This window comes from Micromonospora sp. NPDC005173, assembly GCF_040608515.1.
Lineage (GTDB): Bacteria > Actinomycetota > Actinomycetes > Mycobacteriales > Micromonosporaceae > Micromonospora.
The window spans coordinates 69,668-89,689 of the sequence record NZ_JBEXIK010000014.1; the positions used below are offsets into that span (position 1 = coordinate 69,668).

Below are 20,022 nucleotides of genomic sequence, written 5' to 3' on the forward strand. Positions count from 1 at the left end.
ACGGCCGCTTCTAGGCGGCCCTCACGGCAGCGACCACCGCCCACCCGTCGCGGCAACCCGACGGAAACGACCACCACCCACCCGTCACGACAACCCGACGGAAGCGACCACCACCCACCCGTCACGACAACCCGACGGAAGCGACCACCGCCCACCCGTCGGCGAACCTGACGGTGGCGAGCGCCCCAGATGTGGGGCAGCTCGACAGGCACGCGACATTGGCAGCACGGCGGCCGTCAGAAGCAGGAGCGACCCCGGCCCATCGAGAGTGCGATGCCAGAACCCAGGTCGATGCCAGAACCCGGAGCCAAGTCAGACCCCCGGGGCCAAGTCAGACCCTGGGGCGAAGCCGACCGTGACTACCAGGTCGGCGACCCGCAGGGTGCGCCAGACCGCCGCTCCGTCGGCCGGCGTACCCAGCCCGTAGCGACGCCACCAGAGCGCCACCGGCACGTCGGCCAGCTTGCAGCAGCACTCGGCCCGGGTCCACCGGGCCCAGAAGTCCGCCGTGCCGAACCGGCGAGCCAGCGCCGGGGGGACCGGGGCGTCGGCGCGCTCCGCGTCGACCGCGACCCGCCAACCGGCCGTCGGCGGCCCGTACCAGCCCACGCAGCGGCCGTCGTCAAGGTGGCTGCGGGTCGCCGCGTCGGCCACCTGCCCCGCGTCGACGACCACCCGCAGGTACCGCTCGGCGGCGGCGAGCAGCGCTGGCACCGGGCGGGGCCGGACGACCGGGTCCAGGTCAGATGGAGGCGGCACCGTCCACCACGATGACCTGGCCGTTGATGTTGGTGTGCGCCTGGAGCAGCATCCGGACCACCGGTACGACCTCCACCGGCTCGGTCAGGTGGCCGGTCGGGGTGCGTCGCACGATCTGGTCGAGCTGGGTCGGGCCGAGCACGGCGGACATCTCCGAGGCGAAGAAGCCGGGAGCGACCGCGTTGACCAGCATCCGGCCGCCCAACTCCCGGGCGAGCGAGCGGGTGGCGGCGTCCATGCCGCCCTTCGTGGCCGAGTACGCGACCAGACCCGGGAAGCCGCGCTGCGCGCAGATCGAGGTGATGTTGACGATCCGCCCGCGCAGCCCCTTGCCGAGCATCCGCCGGACCACCAGCCGGGTCAGCTGGAGCGGGGCGGTCAGGTTGGTCTCGATGATCCGCGCGATGTCGTCGGTGGCCGTGTGTACGTGCAGGGAGTCCTGCCCGACGGCGGCGTTGTTGACGATCCCGTCGATCGGGCCGAGGCGTTCCTCCACCTCACGGACGAAGCCCTGAGCGGCGGGCAGGTCGGTGACGTCCACCGAGCCGACGTGCACCCGGTCGGGGTGCTCGGCGGCGAGCTTCGCCAGCTCCGGGGTGACCGTGCGGGCGAACGCCGCCACCCGTACGCCCTGGTCGAGCAGGTCGGTGACGATGGCCAGGCCCAGCCCCCGGGAGCCCCCGGAGACGAGGACCACGGAGCTGGGCGGAACGAACTGGGTGTCGGCGAGGTCAGACATCGCTCTTCAGGGTCTCCTTGACGGGAATCTCGGTCAGCACACGGATCCGGCGCGGCACCGCGTGCTCGGGCAGCCGGTTGGCACACCAGCGAACCAACGCGGCCTCGTCCGGCACGCTGATGGCGGGATGGCCGGACTGGTCAGCTGGGCGGTCGGACGGGCCAGCGGGGGCGAGGACCACCTCGGCGACCACCATCCGGCCGAGCACCGGGGCACGGCGGCCGGTGACCCGGGCCCAGGCCACCGCGGGGTGCCCGGCCAGCACACCGCGGACCACACCGGCGGAGACCTTGCTGCCACCGACGTTGATCTCGTCGGAGTCCAGGCGGCCGGTGATCAGCACCCGCTCGTCGACCACCTGCACCCGGTCCCCGGTGCGGACCGGGCCGCCCAGCCCGGCACCGTGGTACGGCGAGGTGACGACCAGCTCGTCGTCGCGGACGGAGAGAGTCGGCCGGCCGGGAGCCTCCCGGTCCAGCCAGCCGACCGGGAACCCGGCCCGCCCGTCGTGCACCACGATGGACGCGCCCACCTCGGAAGACGCATAGATCCAGGAGATCCGCGCGGTGGGAAAAACCTCCCGCAGCTGGTCCAGGATCGCCTGGTCCACCGGCTCCCCGCCGAGGGTGATCTGGCGCAGCGGCACCCGGGCCAGCGCGGCGGCGTCCCGGTGCAGGGTGCGGCGCCAGAAGGTCGGCGTACCGGACGCGGCGTCGACCCCGTGCGCCGCGGCGACCGCGGGCCAGTCGTCCAGCTCCTCCGGCTCGACCACCACCAGGTGCTGACCGGGCTGGGTCAGCGACAGGGTGACCACCTGCCACCAGGCGTACGTGCCGGGGGCGTAGGGACAGAGCCAGGTCCGCTCCGGCTGGTCGGCCCGCACGGTCGTCAGAGTGTCGAGGGTGTGCCCGACCCGCTTGGGACGGCCGGTCGAGCCCGAGGTCAGCAGCCAGAGCCGGCCGGGTTCGGCGGCGCGCGGCTGGGGCGGCGCGCTCGGGTGCGCGCCGTCGTCGTCAAGGACGGTCACGGTGAACCCTGCGTCCAGCAGCTCCGCGCGCATCGCCGCGTCGACCCGGCTCGCGGCGCTGAGCAGCAGCTCGGTGCCGTGCACGGCGTGCTGCCGCGCGGCGGCGAGCGCGTGACCGGCGGAGTGCGCGAGCACCGCGGCGGGGTCCGGTAACGCCGGCGTCGGCAGCGTCCGCCAAGTCAGCGCGGTGCCGCCGACGACGAGCCGGTTGTCGACGCCGGCCGGTTCCGGGGGCGCGGCGGTCGGCGGGCGGGGTGGCGCGACGGTCACTGCTGCTGGAGCTCGACGAGGAAGTCGAGGACGTCCCCGACGGTGGCGATGCGGCGCAGGCCGGGGGCGTCGAAGTTGAGCTCCTCCCCCGTCTCGTCCTCCACCCGCAGGGCCAGCTCGGAGAAGTCCAGCGACCGGAAGCCGATCTCCCGCAACTGCGCCGCGTCGTCGGCCGGCAGCTCCTTGTCCTGGTTCTTCAGCACCTGAGCCATGAGGTCGCGGATCTGCGCGCGACTCAATTCCTTCATGCGCCGGAGTCTACAGCCCCGCGAATAGATATCTGATTTCCCGGTGCGCCCGGGTAGGGTGCCGGGACCGGACGTGAACAGTAAGGAAAGTGAGAGCACGTGCTACGCGAAGCGACGACGGAAGACGTTCACCTGATGTTGTCCTGGCGTAATCAGGAAACCAACCGTCAGGTCAGCAAGACCAGCCACGAAATCACCGCCGACGAGCACGCCCGGTGGTGGTCGGCGGTCCGTGACGACCCGTCCCGGCGGGTGCTGGTGTACGTCCGCGAGGACCTGCCCAGCGGCGTGGTCACCTTCTTCGACCTGCGGCTGGACGGCCCCCGGACCGGCGCCTGGGGCTTCTATCTGGACGCTGACGGGCTGGCCGAGCGGGGCGAGACGCTGCCCGCCTGGCTGGCGGTCATGCGGGAGGCCGTCGAGTACGCCTTCGACGGGCTGCACCTGGACCGACTCGACGGCGAGGTGCTCGCGCACAACACCGTCGTACGGCAGATGAACCGGCGTTTCCGATTCGTCGAGGGCACCCCCCGACAGGAGCTGTCCGATGGTCGGGAAATCACCGTAATCCCGATTTCCCTGAACCGGGCCGACCGCCGCCAGCGCTGATTACGGCGAGCATTTCCGCACTGGCCCGGCACCATTAACCGGCCGTGCGTCCGGTGGACATCCCCCGTTCACGAAAATTGATGTCCACCGGACGCGGGGCGGTGCGGGTCAGGCCCGCCGCCAGGCCGCCCAATGCTGACGCACGTTGCCACCGAGCCGCACGAAGCCGTACTTCGCGCCGTCCCAGTCGTCGGGTTGGCCGGGCGCCCAGCGGGCGAACACCACCTGCGCCGTGTCCGGCGGCTGCTCCTGGAACCACCGCACGTCGGTCCAGGTCACCTGGTGGCTGAGGTTGAACCGGTGGATGTACTGCACGCCGGTGGAGGCCCACACCCGCTCGCCGGGCCGCACCCCGACGTCGGCCACCCAGGGCGTCGGCGCGCTGCTGGCCACCATCGGCCGCACCAACCGCTGGTCGATCACCTGCATGGTCACGAGGTTGACCACCACCAGCGCCCCGAGCAGCGGCAGCCGCAGCCGGGGCACCTGGACCGCGGCGACGAGCAACACGCAGCCGGCGATGCCGATCAGCGACGCGACGACCGGCCGCATCTCCCGCCAGCCGCCGGTCAGCGCCATCAGGTCCGGCGCGCCGAAGCCGCCGTAGCGCAGCGAGTGCCCCCGGCTGGCCACGTACGCGAGGCGGACGGCGATCAGGGCGCCGCCGGCGATGAGCAGCGCCACCGCGACGGCAGCCCGGCGCAGCACCACCCGGCGCCCGGCGGTGAGGAGCACCCCGAGCCCGACCAGCAGCCAGAACGGGGCCAACATCTGCACGTAGCGGCCGTAGATCGCGTCCAGCGGCTTTCCGGTGATGCCGGCCAGGATCACCGACGCCCCGCTAGCCACTCCGACGCTCACCACCAGCGCCACGCCCATCGTCCAGCGGGTGGCGTCGCCGCGCCGGGGCCGCCACAGCTCCCGGACGGCTGCCGCCCAGGCCACCCCGGCCATCCCGAACGTGATGACCACGAGGTACCAGAGCTGGGTGGTGACCGCCGCGCCGACCCGGACCACACCCGCGGCGGAGGAGACCGCGTCGACCATGCTGCCGCCCGGGGTGTTGCCGAGCAGGTAGACCTTGTCCCCGAGCAGCCGGATACCGGCCTCGTTGACCAGCGCAAGGGCGAGCACCGGCAGCAGCGCCGCGAGCAGCACGGTCGGGGTGATCCGGCGGCGGATCAGCAGCAGCAGCACCAGCCCGATGTGCACCGCCACGATCACCAGGCCGCGGGAGTGCAGGAGGTGGAACGCGCCGACCAGCAGGCCGACGGTTGCCGCGGCGAGCGGGCCGGGCCGTTCGATCCAGCGGTGCACGGCGAGCAGCCAGGCGATCACCAGTGGCGCCATCACCGAGTCGATCATGGCGACACCGGCGTAGAAGGCGGTGGCCGGCAGGGTCGCCGCCACCACCGCCCCGAGCAGGGCGTACGACCGGCGCAGCTGGAGCAGTCGCCTGCCGAGCAGGTACGCCAGCGGCAACAGCGTCGAGTTCACCATCGCGTTGATCAGCTGGACCAGCCGGTAGCTGTCGCTGAAGTCCCGGTCCCCGAGGAACGCGGGCGAGATCAGCATCGGGTAGCCGACCCGGCGCAGCAGGCCGTTCTCGCTGCTGAACCCACCCGGCCCGCCGGCCAGCGCGCGGGCGGTGTTCAGGTAGCTGTCCTCGTCGGTGTGCGCGATCGGCAGCACGATGTGACGGGACAGCCACATCCGCCAGGCCACGCTGAGCACCCAACCGACGAGCAGCAGCAGCGGCACCAGCCAACGCCGTGCGGGTACGGCCGGTCGTGTCTCGACCGGGTCAGCCGGGCGTTCCATCACGTGGCTGCCGGATGCCATCGACGCCTCCTGAATTGCCGGCCGCACCGGGGCCACGCGGGCCGGCGGGCACGCCGCTGACGCTCGGGGTGGCCCGCTCGAACCGGGGTGGTGCGAATGTCGGGTGAACGCGGGTACCAGCGGCGCGCAGGGGCGGCCGGGTCGCTCGCGCGGCCACTGTAACGGCCCAATCGGGCCTGGTCAGCCCGCTTGGCGGGTGGCCGGAAGTGTTCGTCTGCCCGGTGCCCGGCATTCACGGGGGCAGGGGGCGGGGTTAACCCGGGAGCGCCGGCCCGTTAACCCGCCATGGTTAGCGTCTCACCCCGGTCGGCCGGCCGAGGGCCGCCCGTTCATCCACGAACACGGGAGCACCAAATTGAGTGAGTTGAATGGATCGTCCATTCTGATCACCGGGGGAACGGGTTCCTTCGGCAGGACCTTCCTGCGGCACATCCTCACCGAAGCCGACCCCGCCCGAGTGGTGGTGTTCTCCCGCGACGAGCTCAAGCAGTACGAGCTGCGCCAGCAGCTCGGTGACGACCCCCGGCTGCGCTGGTTCATCGGCGACATCCGGGACCGGCACCGCCTCACCCGGGCGATGCACGGAGTGGAGCACGTCGTGCACGCCGCCGCCCTCAAGCAGGTGGACACGGCGGAGTACAACCCCTCCGAGTACATCGCCACCAACATCACCGGCTCGCAGCACGTGGTCGACGCCGCGATCGAGGCCGGCGTCCGGAAGGTCATCGCGCTCTCCACCGACAAGGCGTCCAGCCCGATCAACCTGTACGGCGCGACCAAGCTGGTCGGCGACAAGCTGTTCGTCTCGGCCAACCACTACGCCGCCCACCACCCGACCCGGTTCGCGGTGGTCCGCTACGGCAACGTCGTCGGCAGCCGTGGCTCGGTGGTCCCGCTGTTCAGCCGGCTGGCCGCCGAGGGCAAGAGCCTGCCGATCACCGACAAGCGGATGACCCGTTTCTGGATCACGCTGGAGCAGGCCGTCCAGTTCGTCATGGACTCGTTCGACCAGATGCAGGGCGGCGAGCTGTTCGTGCCGCGGATCCCCAGCATGCGGATCCTCGACCTGGTCGAGGCGGTCGCCCCGGAGGCCACCACGCACGAGATCGGCATCCGGCCCGGCGAGAAGCTGCACGAGGAGATGATCGCGCCGGACGACAGCCGCCGGACGCTGCGCGCCAAGGACCGGTTCATCGTCCAGCCGACCATCGCCGGCTGGGGCTACCAGCCGCCGGTCGACTGCGAGCCGGTGCCGGACGGCTTCGCGTACCAGTCGGACACCAACGACGAGTGGCTCAGCGTCGACCAACTGCGCGACATGCTCGGCCTCACCGCATGACGGGGATGCTCCCGTACGGCCGGCACTCCGTCACCGAGGACGACATCGCGGCCGTGGCCGGCGTGCTGCGCGGCGACTGGCTCACCACCGGGCCGCAGGTCGAGGCGTTCGAGGCCGACCTCGCCGGCTGGACCGGCGGCGCGGGCTGCGCCACCGTCTCCAACGGCACCGCGGCGCTGCACGTGGCGTACGCGGCGGCCGGCGTCGGCCCCGGAGACGAGGTGATCGTGCCGCCGATGACGTTCGTGGCGACCGCCAGCAGCGCCGTCGCGCTCGGCGCGAAGATCGTGTTCGCCGACGTCGAGGAGGACACCTTCACCCTCGACCCGGCGGCGGCTGCCGCCGCGACCACCGCGCGTACCCGGGTGGTGTCCGCCGTCGACTACGCCGGCCACCCGGCCGACTACGACGCGCTGCGCACCGCGCTGGGCGGGCACGACGCGCTGCTGCTCGCGGACGCGGCGCACTCCATCGGCGCCAGCTACAAGGACCGGCCGGTCGGGTCGCTGGCCGACCTGACCACGCTGTCGTTCTTCCCCACCAAGAACCTCACCACCGCCGAGGGCGGCGCGGTGGTGACCCCGCACCCGGAGCTGCTGAAGCGGGCCCGCCGGTTCCGCAACATCGGCCTGGTCCGCGAGCGCGACGAGCAACGGTGGCCGGACGAGGGCGGCTGGCACCAGGAGGTGCACGAGTTCGGGCTGAACTACCGGCTGCCGGACGTGCTCTGCGCGCTGGGCCGTAGCCAGCTGCGGCGGCTCGGCGAGTTCCTGGCCCGCCGGGACCGGCTGGTGGCCCGCTACGACGAGGCCCTCGCCGACCTGCCGGGCGTCCGGCTGCCGGGCCGGCGGGCGTGGGCCCGACCCGCCTGGCACCTCTACCCGATCCGGGTGCTCGACGGACGCCGCCGCGAGGTGTACGACCGGATGCGCGCCGCCGGCATCGGCGTCCAGGTGAACTACGTCCCCGTGCACTGGCACCCGGCCTTCGCCGACCTGGGTTACCGGCGCGGATCCTGCCCGGTGGCCGAGTCGTTCTACTCTCAGCAGCTGTCGCTGCCGCTCTACCCGGGACTCAGCGACGCCGACCAGGACCGCGTCATCGACGCGCTGGTCGCGGCCCTACGGGCCGGCTCGGTGCGTTCCGCCGCCTGATGGGAACCTGATGCACCACGCCAACCACTTCTACGGCCACGCTCACGTGCTGGCCCGGTACGCCGGCCTCGGCGACCGGCACCCACCCCGGATCAACGGGTACGTGCAGCACGGCTGGAACATCGGCGACGGCCTGGCCCCCGGCCATCCGTACGCCGAGCGCACCCCGAGCCTGCTCTGGTCGGAGCAGACCCGCCGCCGGGCCTGGTCGGTGGGGCGGCGCAACGTGGTCGTGATCGGCGCTCCGTTCGTGTACCTGCTGGCCATGCGGCCCGAGGAGCCGCCCGCCGAGGAGCGGGAGGGCACCATCTGGTACCCCTTCCACGGCTGGGAGGGCCAGCACGTCAAGGGTGACCACCGGGCGCTGATCGCCCGCATCCAGGACACCGAGCCCGGCCCCGTCACGGTCTGCCTCTACTGGCACGAGTACCGGATGCGCCACGTCCGCCGCCTCTACGAACGCGCCGGGTTCCGGGTGATCTGCCACGGCTACCGGGGGCACTGGTGGAAGGACACCAACCCGGAGTTCCTCGACAATCAGCTGACCGAGCTGCGCCGGCACCGTCGGGTAGCGTCAAACCGGCTGACCAGCGCCATCTTCTACGGCATCGCGGCCGGCTGCGAACCAGCGGTCTACGGCGACCCGATGATCCTGTCCAATGAGGACCCGACCTTCGGCGGGACCGCCCGCATCCGGCGGCAGTGGCCGGAGTTGCACGGCGCCGCGGTCGACCTGCCCACCGCGGTCGAGATCGCCCGCGCCGAGCTGGGCACGGATCACCGCTGCACGCCGGCCGAGCTACGCGAGCTGCTCGGTTGGGCGACGCTCCAGGAGGAAGAGGAAGACCGTGACGACTGAGACGGCACCCGCCGGCCGGATCACCCTGCCGGGCGGCGAGATGCTGGCCTGGTCCGACCTGCCGAAGGAGCGGTTGGCCGACGGAGGGCCGCTGGCCGCGCTGGCCGCCCGGATCGTGCCGGCCGGTGCCCGGGTCCTGCTGGCCGGGCCGCACGACCCGGCGCTGCTCGATCGGCTCGCCCACGCCGAGGTGACCTGCCTGCTGCGCAGCCACCCGGACGCGGTGGCGCTGGCCCAGCGGGCCGCCCGCGTGGTGGTGGGTGGCCCGGCCGGGCTGCCCGACGACGAGACTTACGACGTGGTGATCGCCGCCGCTGGGCTCGACCCGGTGGAGTCGGTGGAGGGCACCCGGTTCGGCTGGGACGGGGTGCTGGCGCGCCTGGTCGCCGCGGTACGGCCGGGTGGCGCGCTGTTGCTGCGACTGGACAACCCGCTCGGGCTGCACCGGCTGGTCGCCACCTCCCCCTGGTACGCCGACCGGAACGACTCCGCCTGGGTGGTCGGCGGGGTCCTGGACCGGGCGCACCCTGCCAACCGGGAGCAGCTGCGCGAGCGGCTCACCGGGGCCGGACTGCGGCCGACCGCGTGCTGGGCCGCGTACCCCACCGCCGGCGCCGCCACGGCGCTGCTCGACGCCGACCAGCTCGACCGGGACGCCGGGTCGGGGCTGTTCGACGCCGTGCTGCACGGCGCCTGCGCGGGGGGTTTCACCACCGCGCCGGTGCTCCAGGACCCGGCCCGGCTGGCCGTGGACGCGCTGCACGCCGGGCGCGCCGCCGACCTCGCGCCGGGCTGGCTGATGCTGGCCCGGCGCCCCGTCCGGCCCGACGACCAGGCCACGCCGACCGCTGACGGGGACCTGCCGGCGGTGCTGGCGCAGACCGGGCAGCCCGGGATCGGCGTGCTGGAGGTGTTCGACGGCCCGTCGGGCTGGCGGTGGGGGTTCACCGCGCCGGCCAGTGCGAGCGTGCCGGCCGCCGCGCCGTTCGCCAGCCGCGAGGCCGCGTACCGGGACCCCGGCGCGCTGACCGGGCCGGTGCCGTCCGGACGGCTGCTCCGCACCCTGCTGCTCGACGCGGCCCTGCGCCGCGACCTGGCAATGCTGCGCACGCTGCTGCACGGGTACGCGGGCTGGCTCGCCGGTCAGGCCGACGACGACGGCCGGATCGCCGGAGCGGGCGCGCTGGCCAGCACCGACAACGTGGTGGTCGCCGGAGAGCGCTACGCGGTACTCGACCCGAGCTGGCGGGCCACCAAAGCCCTGCCCCGCGACGTGGTGCTGGCCCGTGGGCTGTGGCGCTTCGCGACGGGCCTGCTCACCGGCGGGTACGCCCACCCCTGGTCGTCCACCCTCGACGTGGCGGGACTGACCGTGGTGCTCGGCGGGCTCGCCGGCCACGACCTGACCCGGGAGACCGTGGCGCAGGCGGTGGACGCCGAGGTGGCGATCACCGCGGCACTGCACGGGCTGGACACCGGCAACCGGGGCAGCCTCGCCGCCAAGCTGCACGCCATCGAGTCGACCGACCCGCCGGTCGGTACGCGCAGCTACCAGCAGTTGCGGGAGGCGTGGCTGCGCCAACGCGAGGAGATCAGCCGACTCGCCGCACTGGCCAAGTGGACCGACGAGATGCTCACCTCGCGGGAACGGGCGCTGCGCCGGGCCGAGGCGACGATCGGTCTGCTCAGCGGTTCGCTCAGCTACCGGGTCGGCCGGCTCGCCATCACCCCGGCCCGGCTGGCCAAGCGGGGTGCCCGTGCCGCCAAACGCCGGGCCCGCTCGGCGCTCGCCCCGAAGCAGGAGGAGCAGCAGTGACCGGCCACGACAGCGCGTCGGACACGACGCACAGGGTGGGCCCGACGGAGGGCACGGGCGCGAACGGGGGGCCGCGGATCGTCGGGATCGTGCAGGCCCGGATGGGGTCGTCCCGACTGCCCGGCAAGGTGCTCCGCCCGCTCGCCGGGCGTTCCGTACTGGGCCGGGTGGTGCGCGCAGCCCGGGACAGCGGCGTCCTGGCCGACCTGGTGGTCGCCACCAGCACCGATCCGGTCGACGACGCGGTGGTGGCCGAGTCCGCGCGACTGGGCGTGCCCTGTCACCGGGGGCCGGTCGACGACGTGCTGGACCGCTTCGTGGGCGCGCTGGCGGCGCACCCGGGCGATGCGGTCATGCGGTTCACCGCCGACTGCCCGCTGCTCGACCCGGAGATCATCACGCTGGTCGCCTCGGTGTACCGCGCGGTGCCCGGGCTGGACTACGCGAGCACGTCGATCGCCCGCACCCTGCCCCGCGGGCTGGACGTCGAGATCATCCGGGCGGAGACGCTGCGTACCCTGGACCGGCTCGCCACCGGTCACCACCGGGTGCACGTGACCTCGTACGCGTACACCCATCCGGAGCTGTTCCGGGTCCTCGGGGTGACGCTCACCCCGGACCGCTCGGCGCTGCGGTTGACCCTCGACACCGAGCAGGACTGGGCGTTGGTGAACGCGGTGATCGACCATTTCGGTGACGTCAGCGTGCCGCTGGCCAAGCTCGCCGACTGGCTCGACGGGCAGCCCCGGCTGCGCGCGCTCAACGCCGACGTACGGCAGAAGCGGCTGGAGGAGTCCTGAGCACGCTACGGGTCGGACTGCGCTGCGACGCCGGGCCGCGACGCGGCGTCGGCCACCTCGTCCGCTGCCTGGCGCTCGCCGAGGAGTTCCTGGCCCGGGGCGCCCACGTCGCGGTGTTCGGCGCGGTCGAGCGGCTCGACTGGGCCACCGCGGAACTGGCCGCGCGGGGCATCCCCCTGCACCCGGGCCCTGACTCGCCGGCCGAGCTGGTCGAGGCGGCCCGCCGGCACGAGCTGGACGTGCTGGTTCTCGACTCCTACGAGCTGGACCCGGCCGGGGCGGGCGCGCTGCGCGCCGCCGGCGTGTTCACCCTCGCCGTGATCGACGGGGACAGCCGGGGCCAGGACGCGGACCTCTACCTCGATCAGAACTTCGGGGCGCAGGCCCCCGCGCTGCCCGGACGGCTGCTCGCCGGCAGCGGGTACGCGTTGCTGCGCGACTCGGTGGTGACCGCCCGACCGCCGGCACCACGGCCCGCCACGGAGGTCAGCCGACCCCGGGTGCTGGCCTTCTTCGGCGGCACGGACGCGGTCGGCGCGGCCCCGGTGCTGACCCGGGTGCTGGTGGCCACCGGCCATCCGATGGACCTCACGGTCGTCGTCGGCCGACCCGAGATCGAGGCGGAGCTGGAGGAGATCACCCCCGGACGCGGGCAGATCATCCGACCGGTCCCACCCACCGGCTCACTGCCGACGCTGATCACCGACGCCGACCTGGTGGTCAGCGCCGCCGGCACGTCCACCTGGGAACTCTGCTGCCTCGGCGCACCCGCCGCGCTGGTCTGCGTGGTCGACAACCAGCGCGAGTCGTACGCCCGGGTGGTGCGGCACGGCCTGGCCGCCGGTCTCGGCGAGCTGCCGGAGCTGACCGGCACCGGGGTCGCCGGACGGGCCGCCCGCGCGACGGCGGCACGGACCCTGCACGGGTTGCTCAGCTCGCCGCACCGGCGCACGGCGCTCGCCGCTCGGGCCTGGTCCACGGTCGACGGGCGGGGCCGGGCGCGGGTCGTGGACGCGGTGTTCGACGCCGTCAGCCCGGCCGCCGTCACTGGCTGACCGCGGCCCGGGCTCACCGATTGATCTCGGCCCTTCCAGGCCGCCACGACCAATTGGCACGGGTGTACGAAAGGGCTGCTAGGGTGGCCCCATGACGCAGGCCGCCTACCAGCCGTCGATGCTCGACCTGACCGACGCCGGGCCGACCCCGGGTCCGCTGCCCGGCCAGATCCGCCGGCACCACCTCAGCCGGGGCGCCTGGGTCGACCACCTCCCCGGCTGGGTGCAGGGCTCCGACGCGGTCCTCGACACCCTGCTCACCGAGGTCCCCTGGCGAGCCGAGCGGCGCACCATGTACGACAGCGAGGTCGACGTGCCCCGCCTGCTCTGCTGGTACGACGGCGACCGGCAACTGCCGCATCCGGTGCTCACCACGGCACGGGCGGAGCTGACCCGGCACTACGCCCCCGAGCTGGGCGAGCCGTTCGTCACCGCCGGCATGTGCCTCTACCGCTCAGGGCGGGACAGCGTGGCCTGGCACGGCGACACCATCGGCCGGTCGGCGCACACCGACACCATCGTCGCGATCGTCTCCTTCGGCGCGCCCCGGCCGCTGCTGCTGCGCCCTCGCGGCGGCGGCGACAGCCTGCGCTTTCCGGTGGGCCACGGCGACCTGATCGTGATGGGCGGCTCCTGCCAACGCACCTGGGAACACGCCATCCCGAAGACCACCCGCCCGGTCGGCCCCCGGGTCAGCGTCCAGTTCCGCCCCATCAACGTCGCCTGACCTCATCCCCTTACCCGCCACGTCAGGGCAGCAAGTGCACGATCGACGCGGTCAGAGGACGGGCTGAGGGCTAGAGGAGGCCGGCAAGTTTGTAGAGGACCAGCGAGCCGGCGACGGCGACGTTCAGGCTGTGGCCGTGCCCAACCATGGGAATCTCCACGGCCGCGTCCAGGTGGTCGAGCGCCTCGGGCGGGATTCCGGTCGCCTCGTGCCCGAGCAGCACCACGGTGCGTCCCCGAGCGGCGGGCAGATCACCGAGCCGGACGGCCTCGTCGGCCAACTCCACCCCGAGGATCCGGGCGCCGGCGGCCCGTTCGGCAGCCAGCCAGCGCAGCGGACTGCCGACCCGGTGGACGCAGCCCGGCCTGCGCAGCGTGTTGCCCCGGGCCACGGCCTCGTCCACCCAGCGGAAACGGCGGCACGGCGAGGCAGGCACCGACCGCGTCGCAGGTGCGCAGCAGGGTACCCAGGTTCGCGCCGTGCAGCGGCCAGAGCGGGGCGGCGATCAGGTGACCCCAGCAGCGGTGCGGCCGGGGCCGGCGAGCGGCGCGTAGCTCGCGCGGCGGCCGGACCCGGATGGCGGCGCTCACGCCGCGCCGGCGACTCCGCCGGACAGAAGAAAGATCATGTGAAGGGTGCTTAGCGGCGCGCCCGAACCCTCACCGACAACAGAGCACTCACCATACCGCGCCCCACCCCCTCCCGAGCCCGGTCGATCATGAGGTTACTGCCGGCAACGTCGGCGTGTCGCCGCAATAACCTCATGATCAACGAGGCGGGGCGGGGTCTGGGGGTGGGGCTAGTCGCGTTCGATGAGGTGGCCTACCACCGTTGGGCCGAGCATGACGGCGAAGCCGGAGCCGTCGCGGCGCGGGTCCGCCGCGGGCAACTCGACCGGGTCGCCGGTGCCGGTGGCGCCGACCGGGCGCGGCCCCACCCAGGCGACCGCCACGTCCGTCTCACCCTTGAGGAAGCGGTGCGCACGCACCCCGCCGGTCGCCCGGCCCTTCGCCGGGTACGCCTTGAACGGCGTCACCTTGACCGTCGCCCCGGTGGAGGTGACCACCATCGGCTCACCGTGCCCCGGGTCGTCGGTGCGCACCGCGCCGAAGAAGGCCACCTGCACCCCGGCGGGCAGGTTGATGCCAGCCATGCCGCCACCCTTGAGGCCCTGCGGGCGGACCAGCCCGGCGGCGAAGCGCAGCAGCGACGCCTCCGAGGTGATGAAGGTCAGCGTCTCGGCGCCGTCAGCCAGCCAGGTCGCCCCGACCACCTCGTCGCCGTCGCGCAGGCCAATCACCTCGAACTCGTCGGAGCGCACCGGCCACTCCGGCGCGCAGATCTTCACCATGCCCTGCCGCGTGCCCAGCGCCAGCCCCGGCGAACCCTCCGCCGACCCGCCGAGCGGGGCCAGGCCGACCACCGTCTCCCCCGGCTCCAACGGCACCAACTCTGCGGCGGACATGCCGCCGCGCAGCGACACCGTGCCGGCCTGCTCGGGCAGCACCGGCAGCGGCAGTACGTCGACCTTGAAGGCCCGACCGGCACTGGTCACCAGCAACACCCGACCACGGGCGGTGGAGTGCGCGATCGCGCGTACCGTGTCGTGCTTGACCCGGCCGTTGCGCCGGCGCCCCTCGGCGCTCTCCTCCGACTCGGCCGCGGTGCGGGCGACCAGCCCCGTCGCGGAGAGGATCACCTGGCACGGGTCGTCGGCGACCTCCAGCGGACCGGCCGGCACGGACGCGGCCAGCACCTCCTTGAGGTCGCCGTCGACCAGCGTGGTGCGCCGTTCGCTGCCGAACTGCTTGACCACGGCCGCCAGCTCGTCGGAAACCAGCTTCTTGAGCACCTTGTCGTCGTCGAGGATCGTGGACAGCTCGGCGATCTCGGTGCGCAGCCGCTCCTGCTCGGCCTCCAGCTCGATCCGGTCGTACTTGGTCAGGCGGCGCAGCGGAGTGTCCAGGATGTAGGTGGCCTGGATGTCGGAGAGGCCGAACTGGCTCATCAGCCCGTCCTTGGCGGCCTGCGCGTCGTCGCTGCCCCGGATCAGCCGGACCACCCGATCGATGTCCAGCAGTGCGATCAGCAGGCCGTCGACCAGGTGCAGCCGCTCCTGGCGCTTGCGGCGGCGGTACGAGCTGCGCCGGGTGACCACCTCGTACCGGTGGGCCAGGAAGACCTCCAGCAGCGCCTTCAGCCCGAGGGTGCGCGGCTGCCCGTCGACCAGCACCAGGTTGTTGACGCCGAAGGACTGCTCCAGCGGGGTCAACCGGTAGAGGTCGGCGAGCAGGGCCTGCGGGTTGACCCCGACCTTGCACTCGACGACCAGCCGGGTGCCGCTCTCCCGGTCGGTGAGGTCCTTGACGTCGGCGATACCGGTCAGCCGCTTGGTCTTGGTGACCTCGTTGGTGATCGCCGCGATGACCTTCTCCGCGCCGACGCCGTACGGCAGCTCGACCACCGTGATCGCCTGGCGGCCCCGGCTGCCCTCGATCGGGCCGATCTCGACCTTGCCGCGCATCCGCACCACGCCGCGCCCGGTCTCGTACGCCCGGCGCACCTCGTCGAGGCCGAGCAGCACTCCACCGGTGGGCAGGTCCGGGCCCGGGACGAACTCCATGAGCCGGTCCAGCGTGGCGTCCGGGTGGTTGATCAACCAACGGGCGGCGGAGACCACCTCGGCGAGGTTGTGCGGGATCATGTTGGTGGCCATCCCGACCGCGATCCCGGACGCGCCGTTGACCAGCAGGTTGGGGAAGGCCGCAGGCAGCACGGTCGGCTGGGTCAGCGACCCGTCGTAGTTGGGCTCGACGTCGACGGTGTCCTCGCCCAGCTCACCGACGAGCAGCATCGCCTCGCGGGACATCCGCGCCTCGGTGTAGCGGGCGGCGGCCGGACCGTCGTCCGGGGAACCGAAGTTGCCGTGGCCGTCGATCAGCGGCACGTTGAGCGAGAAGTCCTGCGCGAGGCGGACCATCGCGTCGTAGATCGCCGTGTCGCCGTGCGGGTGGTACTTACCCATGCAGTTGTGAACGACAAAGCCCTCGGCGACGAAGGCGTGCTCGTCGCTGCCGACCTGAATGTCGTACGTGACATCAGGTGACACCGGCTCCACCGACGTGACCCGCAGGAAAGAACCACCGACCAACGCGTCCAGCCGAGGAGCGAGTGGTGAGCCGAGGCGGTGGAGCTTGCGGATCCAACCGTCTCGTACCGCGCGCTCCAGTTGGAACGACCGGTCTGCGAGGGGGACACCATTGCGGTCCTTGCCGTAACGCACCTTCGGCCCGTCGCCCGCCGAGAGCGAGTCGCGGAACGCCCGTCCATCCGCATCTCGGAACCAACCGCCGCCCTGATGCGCCGCCGTGAATTCCGCCATGACCGGGCCGCACGGCAACCGGTCGTTGCCCTGCTTGCCGCTGTACTGGTAGTCAGTCTCGGCGACCCGTTGCAAGCCGTCGTGTTTGTAACCGATCCGCACCCAGGGCAGCAGCAGCCGGGCGAGATCCGAGGCGTCTCGGCCCGTGACCGATAGACCGAGAAGCGGACGATTCCCGGAGCGACGACCGCTGGTCCAGTGGTGCCCGTGCAGCCCCAGGTCGGCAAGCATGGCGTAGATCTGCCGCACCAGCACCTCGCTGGTGCTGACGAAGACAATCTCCCTGAAGCGTTTACGGATGTAGCCGTCTCCGTCGAAGAAGCCGGCGAGGAACGGCGCCCACGCCGACCGGTCCCCAATGATGTCGCCGGGCACGTGCTTGTCGCGGCTGAGCGGCTGTGCGGCCTCCAGCAGCCCCTCGTGCCGGCTGAAGGTCAAGATGTGCTGGTCGCGATGGAGGGGGTTCCGGGCCTCACGCTTACCCCGGGAGACGTTCAATCCACTGGCGATGGCCCAGCCGTGGGCGACATCCAGCGGCTCGACGTCACACATGTGGATCCGGACCCGACCGTCCGCTTCGCGAGACCGGTGCGCAGGGAAGCCCTCGGCCACCAACAGCCCGCGCACATAGTCGTAGACGTCGCCAGCGGGCGTCGACACCGCACTGCGGCGACTCCCGTACGCCAATGTCAGTTGCCCCGGGAGATCCCGAGCCTCCACCCAGCGGACCGAGAGATCATCGGCGACCACGCGGAACCGCTGGCCTGGGGTGACGAGCATCGTGTGCCCATTGCTCCAGGTGACGCGCACGAGGTCCGACGTCGGGTTCCGATACACGGCAGTCACCGGCACCGGGGCGCCGTCGCCGTCCAGGACGCGGTCACCAATCTCAATTTCCTCAATGGCGCGCAGACCATCGGGTGTCGAGACGAGAGTGCCGGCGACGAAGCAGTCGCCGACGATGCGGGCGGACTTCACGTGGCCGCGGTCGGGCCGGTAGCCCTGCTCGTACATCGACCAGAGGATGCGCCGGTGTACGGGCTTGAGGCCGTCGCGGGCGTCGGGCAGGGCGCGGGAGTGGATGACCGAGAACGCGTACTCCAGGTAGGAGTCGGAGACCTCGGTGACCAGCGGGTTGTCGAAGACCCGCGCGCCGGCCTGGTCGAACGAGGAGAGGTCGACCTTGTTTTCCTTGCGGCGTGCCATGACTCAGCTTTCCCCTTGAACGAGACCGGTGCTCATGCGTCGATCGCTTCCCGGTCGACCCGGTCGGCGGAGTCGATCAGCCAGTTGCGGCGCGGCTCGACCTTCTCGCCCATCAGCAGTTCGAGGATGCGTTCGGCGGCGTCGACGTCCTCGATGGTGATCCGGCGGACGGCGCGGGTGGCCGGGTTCATCGTGGTGTCCCACAGCTCGTCGGCGTCCATCTCACCGAGGCCCTTGAACCGTGGGATGGGGGTGACGATCTGCTTGCCGGCCTTCTCCAGCTTGCGGACCGTCGCCACCATCTCGGCCTGGGTGTAGGTGTAGACGGTCTGCGGGTTGCGCCCCTTGGTCGTGATCTTGTGCAGGGGCGGCATCGCGGCGTAGAGCCGGCCGGCCTCGATCAGCGGGCGCATGTACCGGGCGAAGAGGGTGATGAGCAGCGTGCGGATGTGCGCGCCGTCCACGTCGGCGTCGGCCATGATCATCACCCGGCCGTAGCGCAGCGCGGAGAGGTCGAACGTGCGCCCCGAGCCGGCACCGAGGACCTGGACGATCGCGGCGCACTCGGCATTGTCCAGAACCTGCTGGAGGTTGGCCTTCTGCACGTTGAGGATCTTGCCCCGGATCGGCAGCAACGCCTGGTACTCCGAGGAGCGGGCCATGCGGCTCGTCCCGAGGGCGCTGTCGCCCTCGACGATGAACAGCTCACTCCGTTCCACGCCGGTGGCGCGGCAGTCGACCAGCTTCGGCGGCATCGACGCGCCCTCCAGGGCGGTCTTGCGCCGGGCGGCGTCCTTCTGCTGCTTCTGGGTGAGCCGCACCCGTGCCGCGTCGACGATCTTCTGCAGAACGGTGCGCGCCTCGGCCTTGGTGCGACGGTCCTCCAGCCACGCCTTGATGTGCGCGTCGACCTGGGTCTGGATCACCTTGGTGATGCCGGTGGTGGAGAGCTCGTCCTTGGTCTGCGAGGTGAACTGCGGCTCGGGGATCCGCACGTGCACGACCGCGGTCATCCCCTCCAGGACGTCGTCCAGGGTGGGCGGCTCCTCCTTGGCCTTGAGCAGGCCGCGGGTGTTGCGCACCGCGTCGGCGAGGGTGCGGACCAGGGCCCGCTCGAAACCCTTGCGGTGGGTGCCGCCGTGCGCGTTGCGGATGGTGTTGGTGAAGCACTCGACGGTGCGCTCGTAGCCGGTGCCCCAGCGGAACGCCACCTCGACCTCGGCGCGGCGCTGCACGTTGGACTGCATGACGCCGTTGGCGTCGGCGGCGTTCTCCCGGTACGTCCCCTCGCCGGTGACCAGCAGCGTGCCGGAGACCGGCCGGTCTCCGGCCGGGGCGAGGAAGTCCACCATGTCGCTGAGCCCGTTGGGGTAGTGGAACTTCTCCTCGGCGGGCGCCTCGCCGGTCAGGTCGCGCAGCACGTACAGCACACCGGGGACCAGGAAGGCGGTGTTGCGCAGCTTCATCCGGACCGCGTCGACGTCGAGCGCCGCGCCGGTCTCGAAGTAGCGGGCGTCGTGCCACCAGCGGATCGAGGTGCCGGTGGACTGCCTGCGCTTCATGGCCCCGACCACCTGGAGCCCGGGGCCGGCGGTGAACGGCGCGTCCGGCCCGTCGCCGTCGAAGATCCCCGGCACGCCGTGGCGGAAGGACATCGAGTGGATCTTGCCGGCGCGGCGGACGGTCACGTCGAACCGGCGGGACAGCGCGTTGACCGCGGAGGCGCCGACGCCGTGCAGGCCGCCGGAGGTCTTGTAGCCGGAGCCGCCGAACTTGCCGCCCGCGTGCAGCCGGGTGAGCACCAGCTCGACGCCGGAGATGCCGGACTTGGCGTGCACGTCGGTCGGAATGCCCCGGCCGTCGTCGTCGACCTGCACCGAGCCGTCGGCGTGCAGGATCACCTCGACGTTGGCGGCGTGACCGGCGACACCCTCGTCGGTGGAGTTGTCGAGGATCTCGTTGACGAGGTGACCCACGCCACGGCTGTCGGTGGAACCGATGTACATGCCGGGCCGCTTGCGGACAGCGTCCAGCCCCTCAAGGTGAGTGAGGTCGTCGGCCCCGTACAGGGTGTCAGGCTCTGCGGTCAACTGGTCGTACTCCCCGGTCTCGGCGGTGTGCTGCCGTTCACCGGCGACATCAGCCGGCGTGGCGCGCCGCAGCGAGCCTAGCCCGAGGCTAGGACAACTC

At 72.3% G+C, this 20,022-nt stretch carries 16 protein-coding genes and 2 pseudogenes; 8 read left to right on the forward strand and 10 right to left on the reverse strand.

Going from position 1 to position 20,022, the window contains the following annotated elements; all coding sequences use genetic code 11:
* Nucleotides 1–312: 312 nt before the first annotated feature.
* The 4 genes from ABZV00_RS17940 to ABZV00_RS17955 are packed head-to-tail and all read right to left on the reverse strand — an operon-like array spanning nt 313 to nt 3,043.
* Nucleotides 313–759, reverse strand: coding sequence for a hypothetical protein (locus tag ABZV00_RS17940; RefSeq protein WP_355607379.1), 447 nt, complete (start codon nt 757–759; stop codon nt 313–315).
* The gene (locus ABZV00_RS17945) at nt 743–1,498 is read right to left on the reverse strand and encodes an SDR family NAD(P)-dependent oxidoreductase (protein ID WP_355607382.1); all 756 of its coding nucleotides are present in this window, start codon (nt 1,496–1,498) and stop codon (nt 743–745) included. Before ABZV00_RS17945 ends, ABZV00_RS17940 begins: the two co-directional genes overlap by 17 nt.
* Nucleotides 1,491–2,795: an AMP-binding protein gene (locus tag ABZV00_RS17950; RefSeq protein WP_355607385.1), complete on the reverse strand. Its 1,305-nt coding sequence runs from the start codon at nt 2,793–2,795 to the stop codon at nt 1,491–1,493. The genes ABZV00_RS17945 and ABZV00_RS17950 overlap by 8 nt, the downstream gene beginning before the upstream one ends.
* Nucleotides 2,792–3,043, reverse strand: coding sequence for an acyl carrier protein (locus ABZV00_RS17955; RefSeq protein WP_328425618.1), 252 nt, complete (start codon nt 3,041–3,043; stop codon nt 2,792–2,794). The genes ABZV00_RS17950 and ABZV00_RS17955 overlap by 4 nt, the downstream gene beginning before the upstream one ends.
* A gap of 99 nt (nt 3,044–3,142) precedes the next feature.
* On the opposite strand from ABZV00_RS17955, the gene ABZV00_RS17960 reads away from it, so the two are divergent.
* Nucleotides 3,143–3,652 (forward strand): GNAT family N-acetyltransferase, encoded by a 510-nt coding sequence (locus ABZV00_RS17960; RefSeq protein WP_355607389.1) that lies wholly within the window; start codon nt 3,143–3,145, stop codon nt 3,650–3,652.
* A gap of 108 nt (nt 3,653–3,760) precedes the next feature.
* Here the strand turns inward: ABZV00_RS17960 and ABZV00_RS17965 are convergent, their stop codons facing one another.
* On the reverse strand, nt 3,761–5,494 hold the full coding sequence (locus ABZV00_RS17965) for a hypothetical protein (RefSeq protein ID WP_355607392.1): 1,734 nt from the start codon (nt 5,492–5,494) through the stop codon (nt 3,761–3,763).
* Nucleotides 5,495–5,849: 355 nt separating this feature from the next.
* On the opposite strand from ABZV00_RS17965, the gene pseB reads away from it, so the two are divergent.
* The 7 genes from pseB to ABZV00_RS18000 all read left to right on the forward strand — a co-directional run bounded on the left by pseB (nt 5,850) and on the right by ABZV00_RS18000 (nt 13,244).
* On the forward strand, nt 5,850–6,833 hold the full coding sequence (pseB, locus tag ABZV00_RS17970) for a UDP-N-acetylglucosamine 4,6-dehydratase (inverting) (RefSeq protein WP_328425612.1): 984 nt from the start codon (nt 5,850–5,852) through the stop codon (nt 6,831–6,833).
* Complete coding sequence (locus ABZV00_RS17975) at nt 6,830–7,987, forward strand: aminotransferase class I/II-fold pyridoxal phosphate-dependent enzyme (RefSeq protein ID WP_355607396.1); 1,158 nt, start codon at nt 6,830–6,832, stop codon at nt 7,985–7,987. Before pseB ends, ABZV00_RS17975 begins: the two co-directional genes overlap by 4 nt.
* Before the next feature lie 10 nt (nt 7,988–7,997).
* A complete protein-coding gene (locus tag ABZV00_RS17980; protein ID WP_355607399.1) occupies nt 7,998–8,846 on the forward strand; it encodes a hypothetical protein in 849 nt (282 codons plus the stop codon).
* Nucleotides 8,836–10,662, forward strand: coding sequence for a class I SAM-dependent methyltransferase (locus ABZV00_RS17985; protein WP_355607402.1), 1,827 nt, complete (start codon nt 8,836–8,838; stop codon nt 10,660–10,662). Before ABZV00_RS17980 ends, ABZV00_RS17985 begins: the two co-directional genes overlap by 11 nt.
* A 77-nt stretch (nt 10,663–10,739) precedes the next feature.
* A complete protein-coding gene (locus ABZV00_RS17990; protein WP_328426427.1) occupies nt 10,740–11,462 on the forward strand; it encodes a glycosyltransferase family protein in 723 nt (240 codons plus the stop codon).
* Complete coding sequence (locus tag ABZV00_RS17995) at nt 11,459–12,517, forward strand: spore coat protein (RefSeq protein WP_328426425.1); 1,059 nt, start codon at nt 11,459–11,461, stop codon at nt 12,515–12,517. Before ABZV00_RS17990 ends, ABZV00_RS17995 begins: the two co-directional genes overlap by 4 nt.
* A 91-nt stretch (nt 12,518–12,608) precedes the next feature.
* Entirely contained in the window at nt 12,609–13,244 is a 636-nt protein-coding gene (locus tag ABZV00_RS18000) for an alpha-ketoglutarate-dependent dioxygenase AlkB (protein WP_355607404.1), read from the forward strand.
* Nucleotides 13,245–13,314: 70 nt separating this feature from the next.
* Here ABZV00_RS18000 and ABZV00_RS18005 read toward each other — a convergent pair whose 3' ends face one another.
* The 5 genes and pseudogenes from ABZV00_RS18005 to ABZV00_RS18025 all read right to left on the reverse strand — a co-directional run bounded on the left by ABZV00_RS18005 (nt 13,315) and on the right by ABZV00_RS18025 (nt 19,922).
* A complete protein-coding gene (locus ABZV00_RS18005; protein WP_355607407.1) occupies nt 13,315–13,647 on the reverse strand; it encodes a TrmH family RNA methyltransferase in 333 nt (110 codons plus the stop codon).
* A 396-nt stretch (nt 13,648–14,043) separates the two neighbouring features.
* Nucleotides 14,044–16,626, reverse strand: a complete 2,583-nt coding sequence (locus ABZV00_RS18010) for a DNA topoisomerase (ATP-hydrolyzing) (RefSeq protein WP_355607573.1) — start codon at nt 16,624–16,626, stop codon at nt 14,044–14,046.
* A 150-nt stretch (nt 16,627–16,776) separates the two neighbouring features.
* A pseudogene (locus tag ABZV00_RS18015) lies at nt 16,777–17,604 on the reverse strand (LAGLIDADG family homing endonuclease); the annotation flags it as partial.
* A pseudogene (locus ABZV00_RS18020) lies at nt 17,578–17,832 on the reverse strand (DNA gyrase subunit A); the annotation flags it as partial. The pseudogenes ABZV00_RS18015 and ABZV00_RS18020, both read right to left, overlap by 27 nt.
* Before the next feature lie 32 nt (nt 17,833–17,864).
* Nucleotides 17,865–19,922, reverse strand: coding sequence for a DNA topoisomerase IV subunit B (locus ABZV00_RS18025; protein ID WP_355607410.1), 2,058 nt, complete (start codon nt 19,920–19,922; stop codon nt 17,865–17,867).
* Nucleotides 19,923–20,022 lie beyond the last annotated feature (100 nt).

Excerpts from the sequence above, each read along its gene's own strand:
- ABZV00_RS17945 (WP_355607382.1), bottom strand. The coding sequence starts at position 1,498 with ATGTCTGACCTCGCCGACACCCAGTTCGTTCCGCCCAGCTCCGTGGTC.
- ABZV00_RS17955 (WP_328425618.1), bottom strand. The coding sequence starts at position 3,043 with ATGAAGGAATTGAGTCGCGCGCAGATCCGCGACCTCATGGCTCAGGTG.
- ABZV00_RS17965 (WP_355607392.1), bottom strand. The coding sequence starts at position 5,494 with ATGGCATCCGGCAGCCACGTGATGGAACGCCCGGCTGACCCGGTCGAG.
- ABZV00_RS17975 (WP_355607396.1), top strand. The coding sequence starts at position 6,830 with ATGACGGGGATGCTCCCGTACGGCCGGCACTCCGTCACCGAGGACGAC.
- ABZV00_RS17980 (WP_355607399.1), top strand. The coding sequence starts at position 7,998 with ATGCACCACGCCAACCACTTCTACGGCCACGCTCACGTGCTGGCCCGG.
- ABZV00_RS18000 (WP_355607404.1), top strand. The coding sequence starts at position 12,609 with ATGACGCAGGCCGCCTACCAGCCGTCGATGCTCGACCTGACCGACGCC.
- ABZV00_RS18010 (WP_355607573.1), bottom strand. The coding sequence starts at position 16,626 with ATGGCGGAATTCACGGCGGCGCATCAGGGCGGCGGTTGGTTCCGAGAT.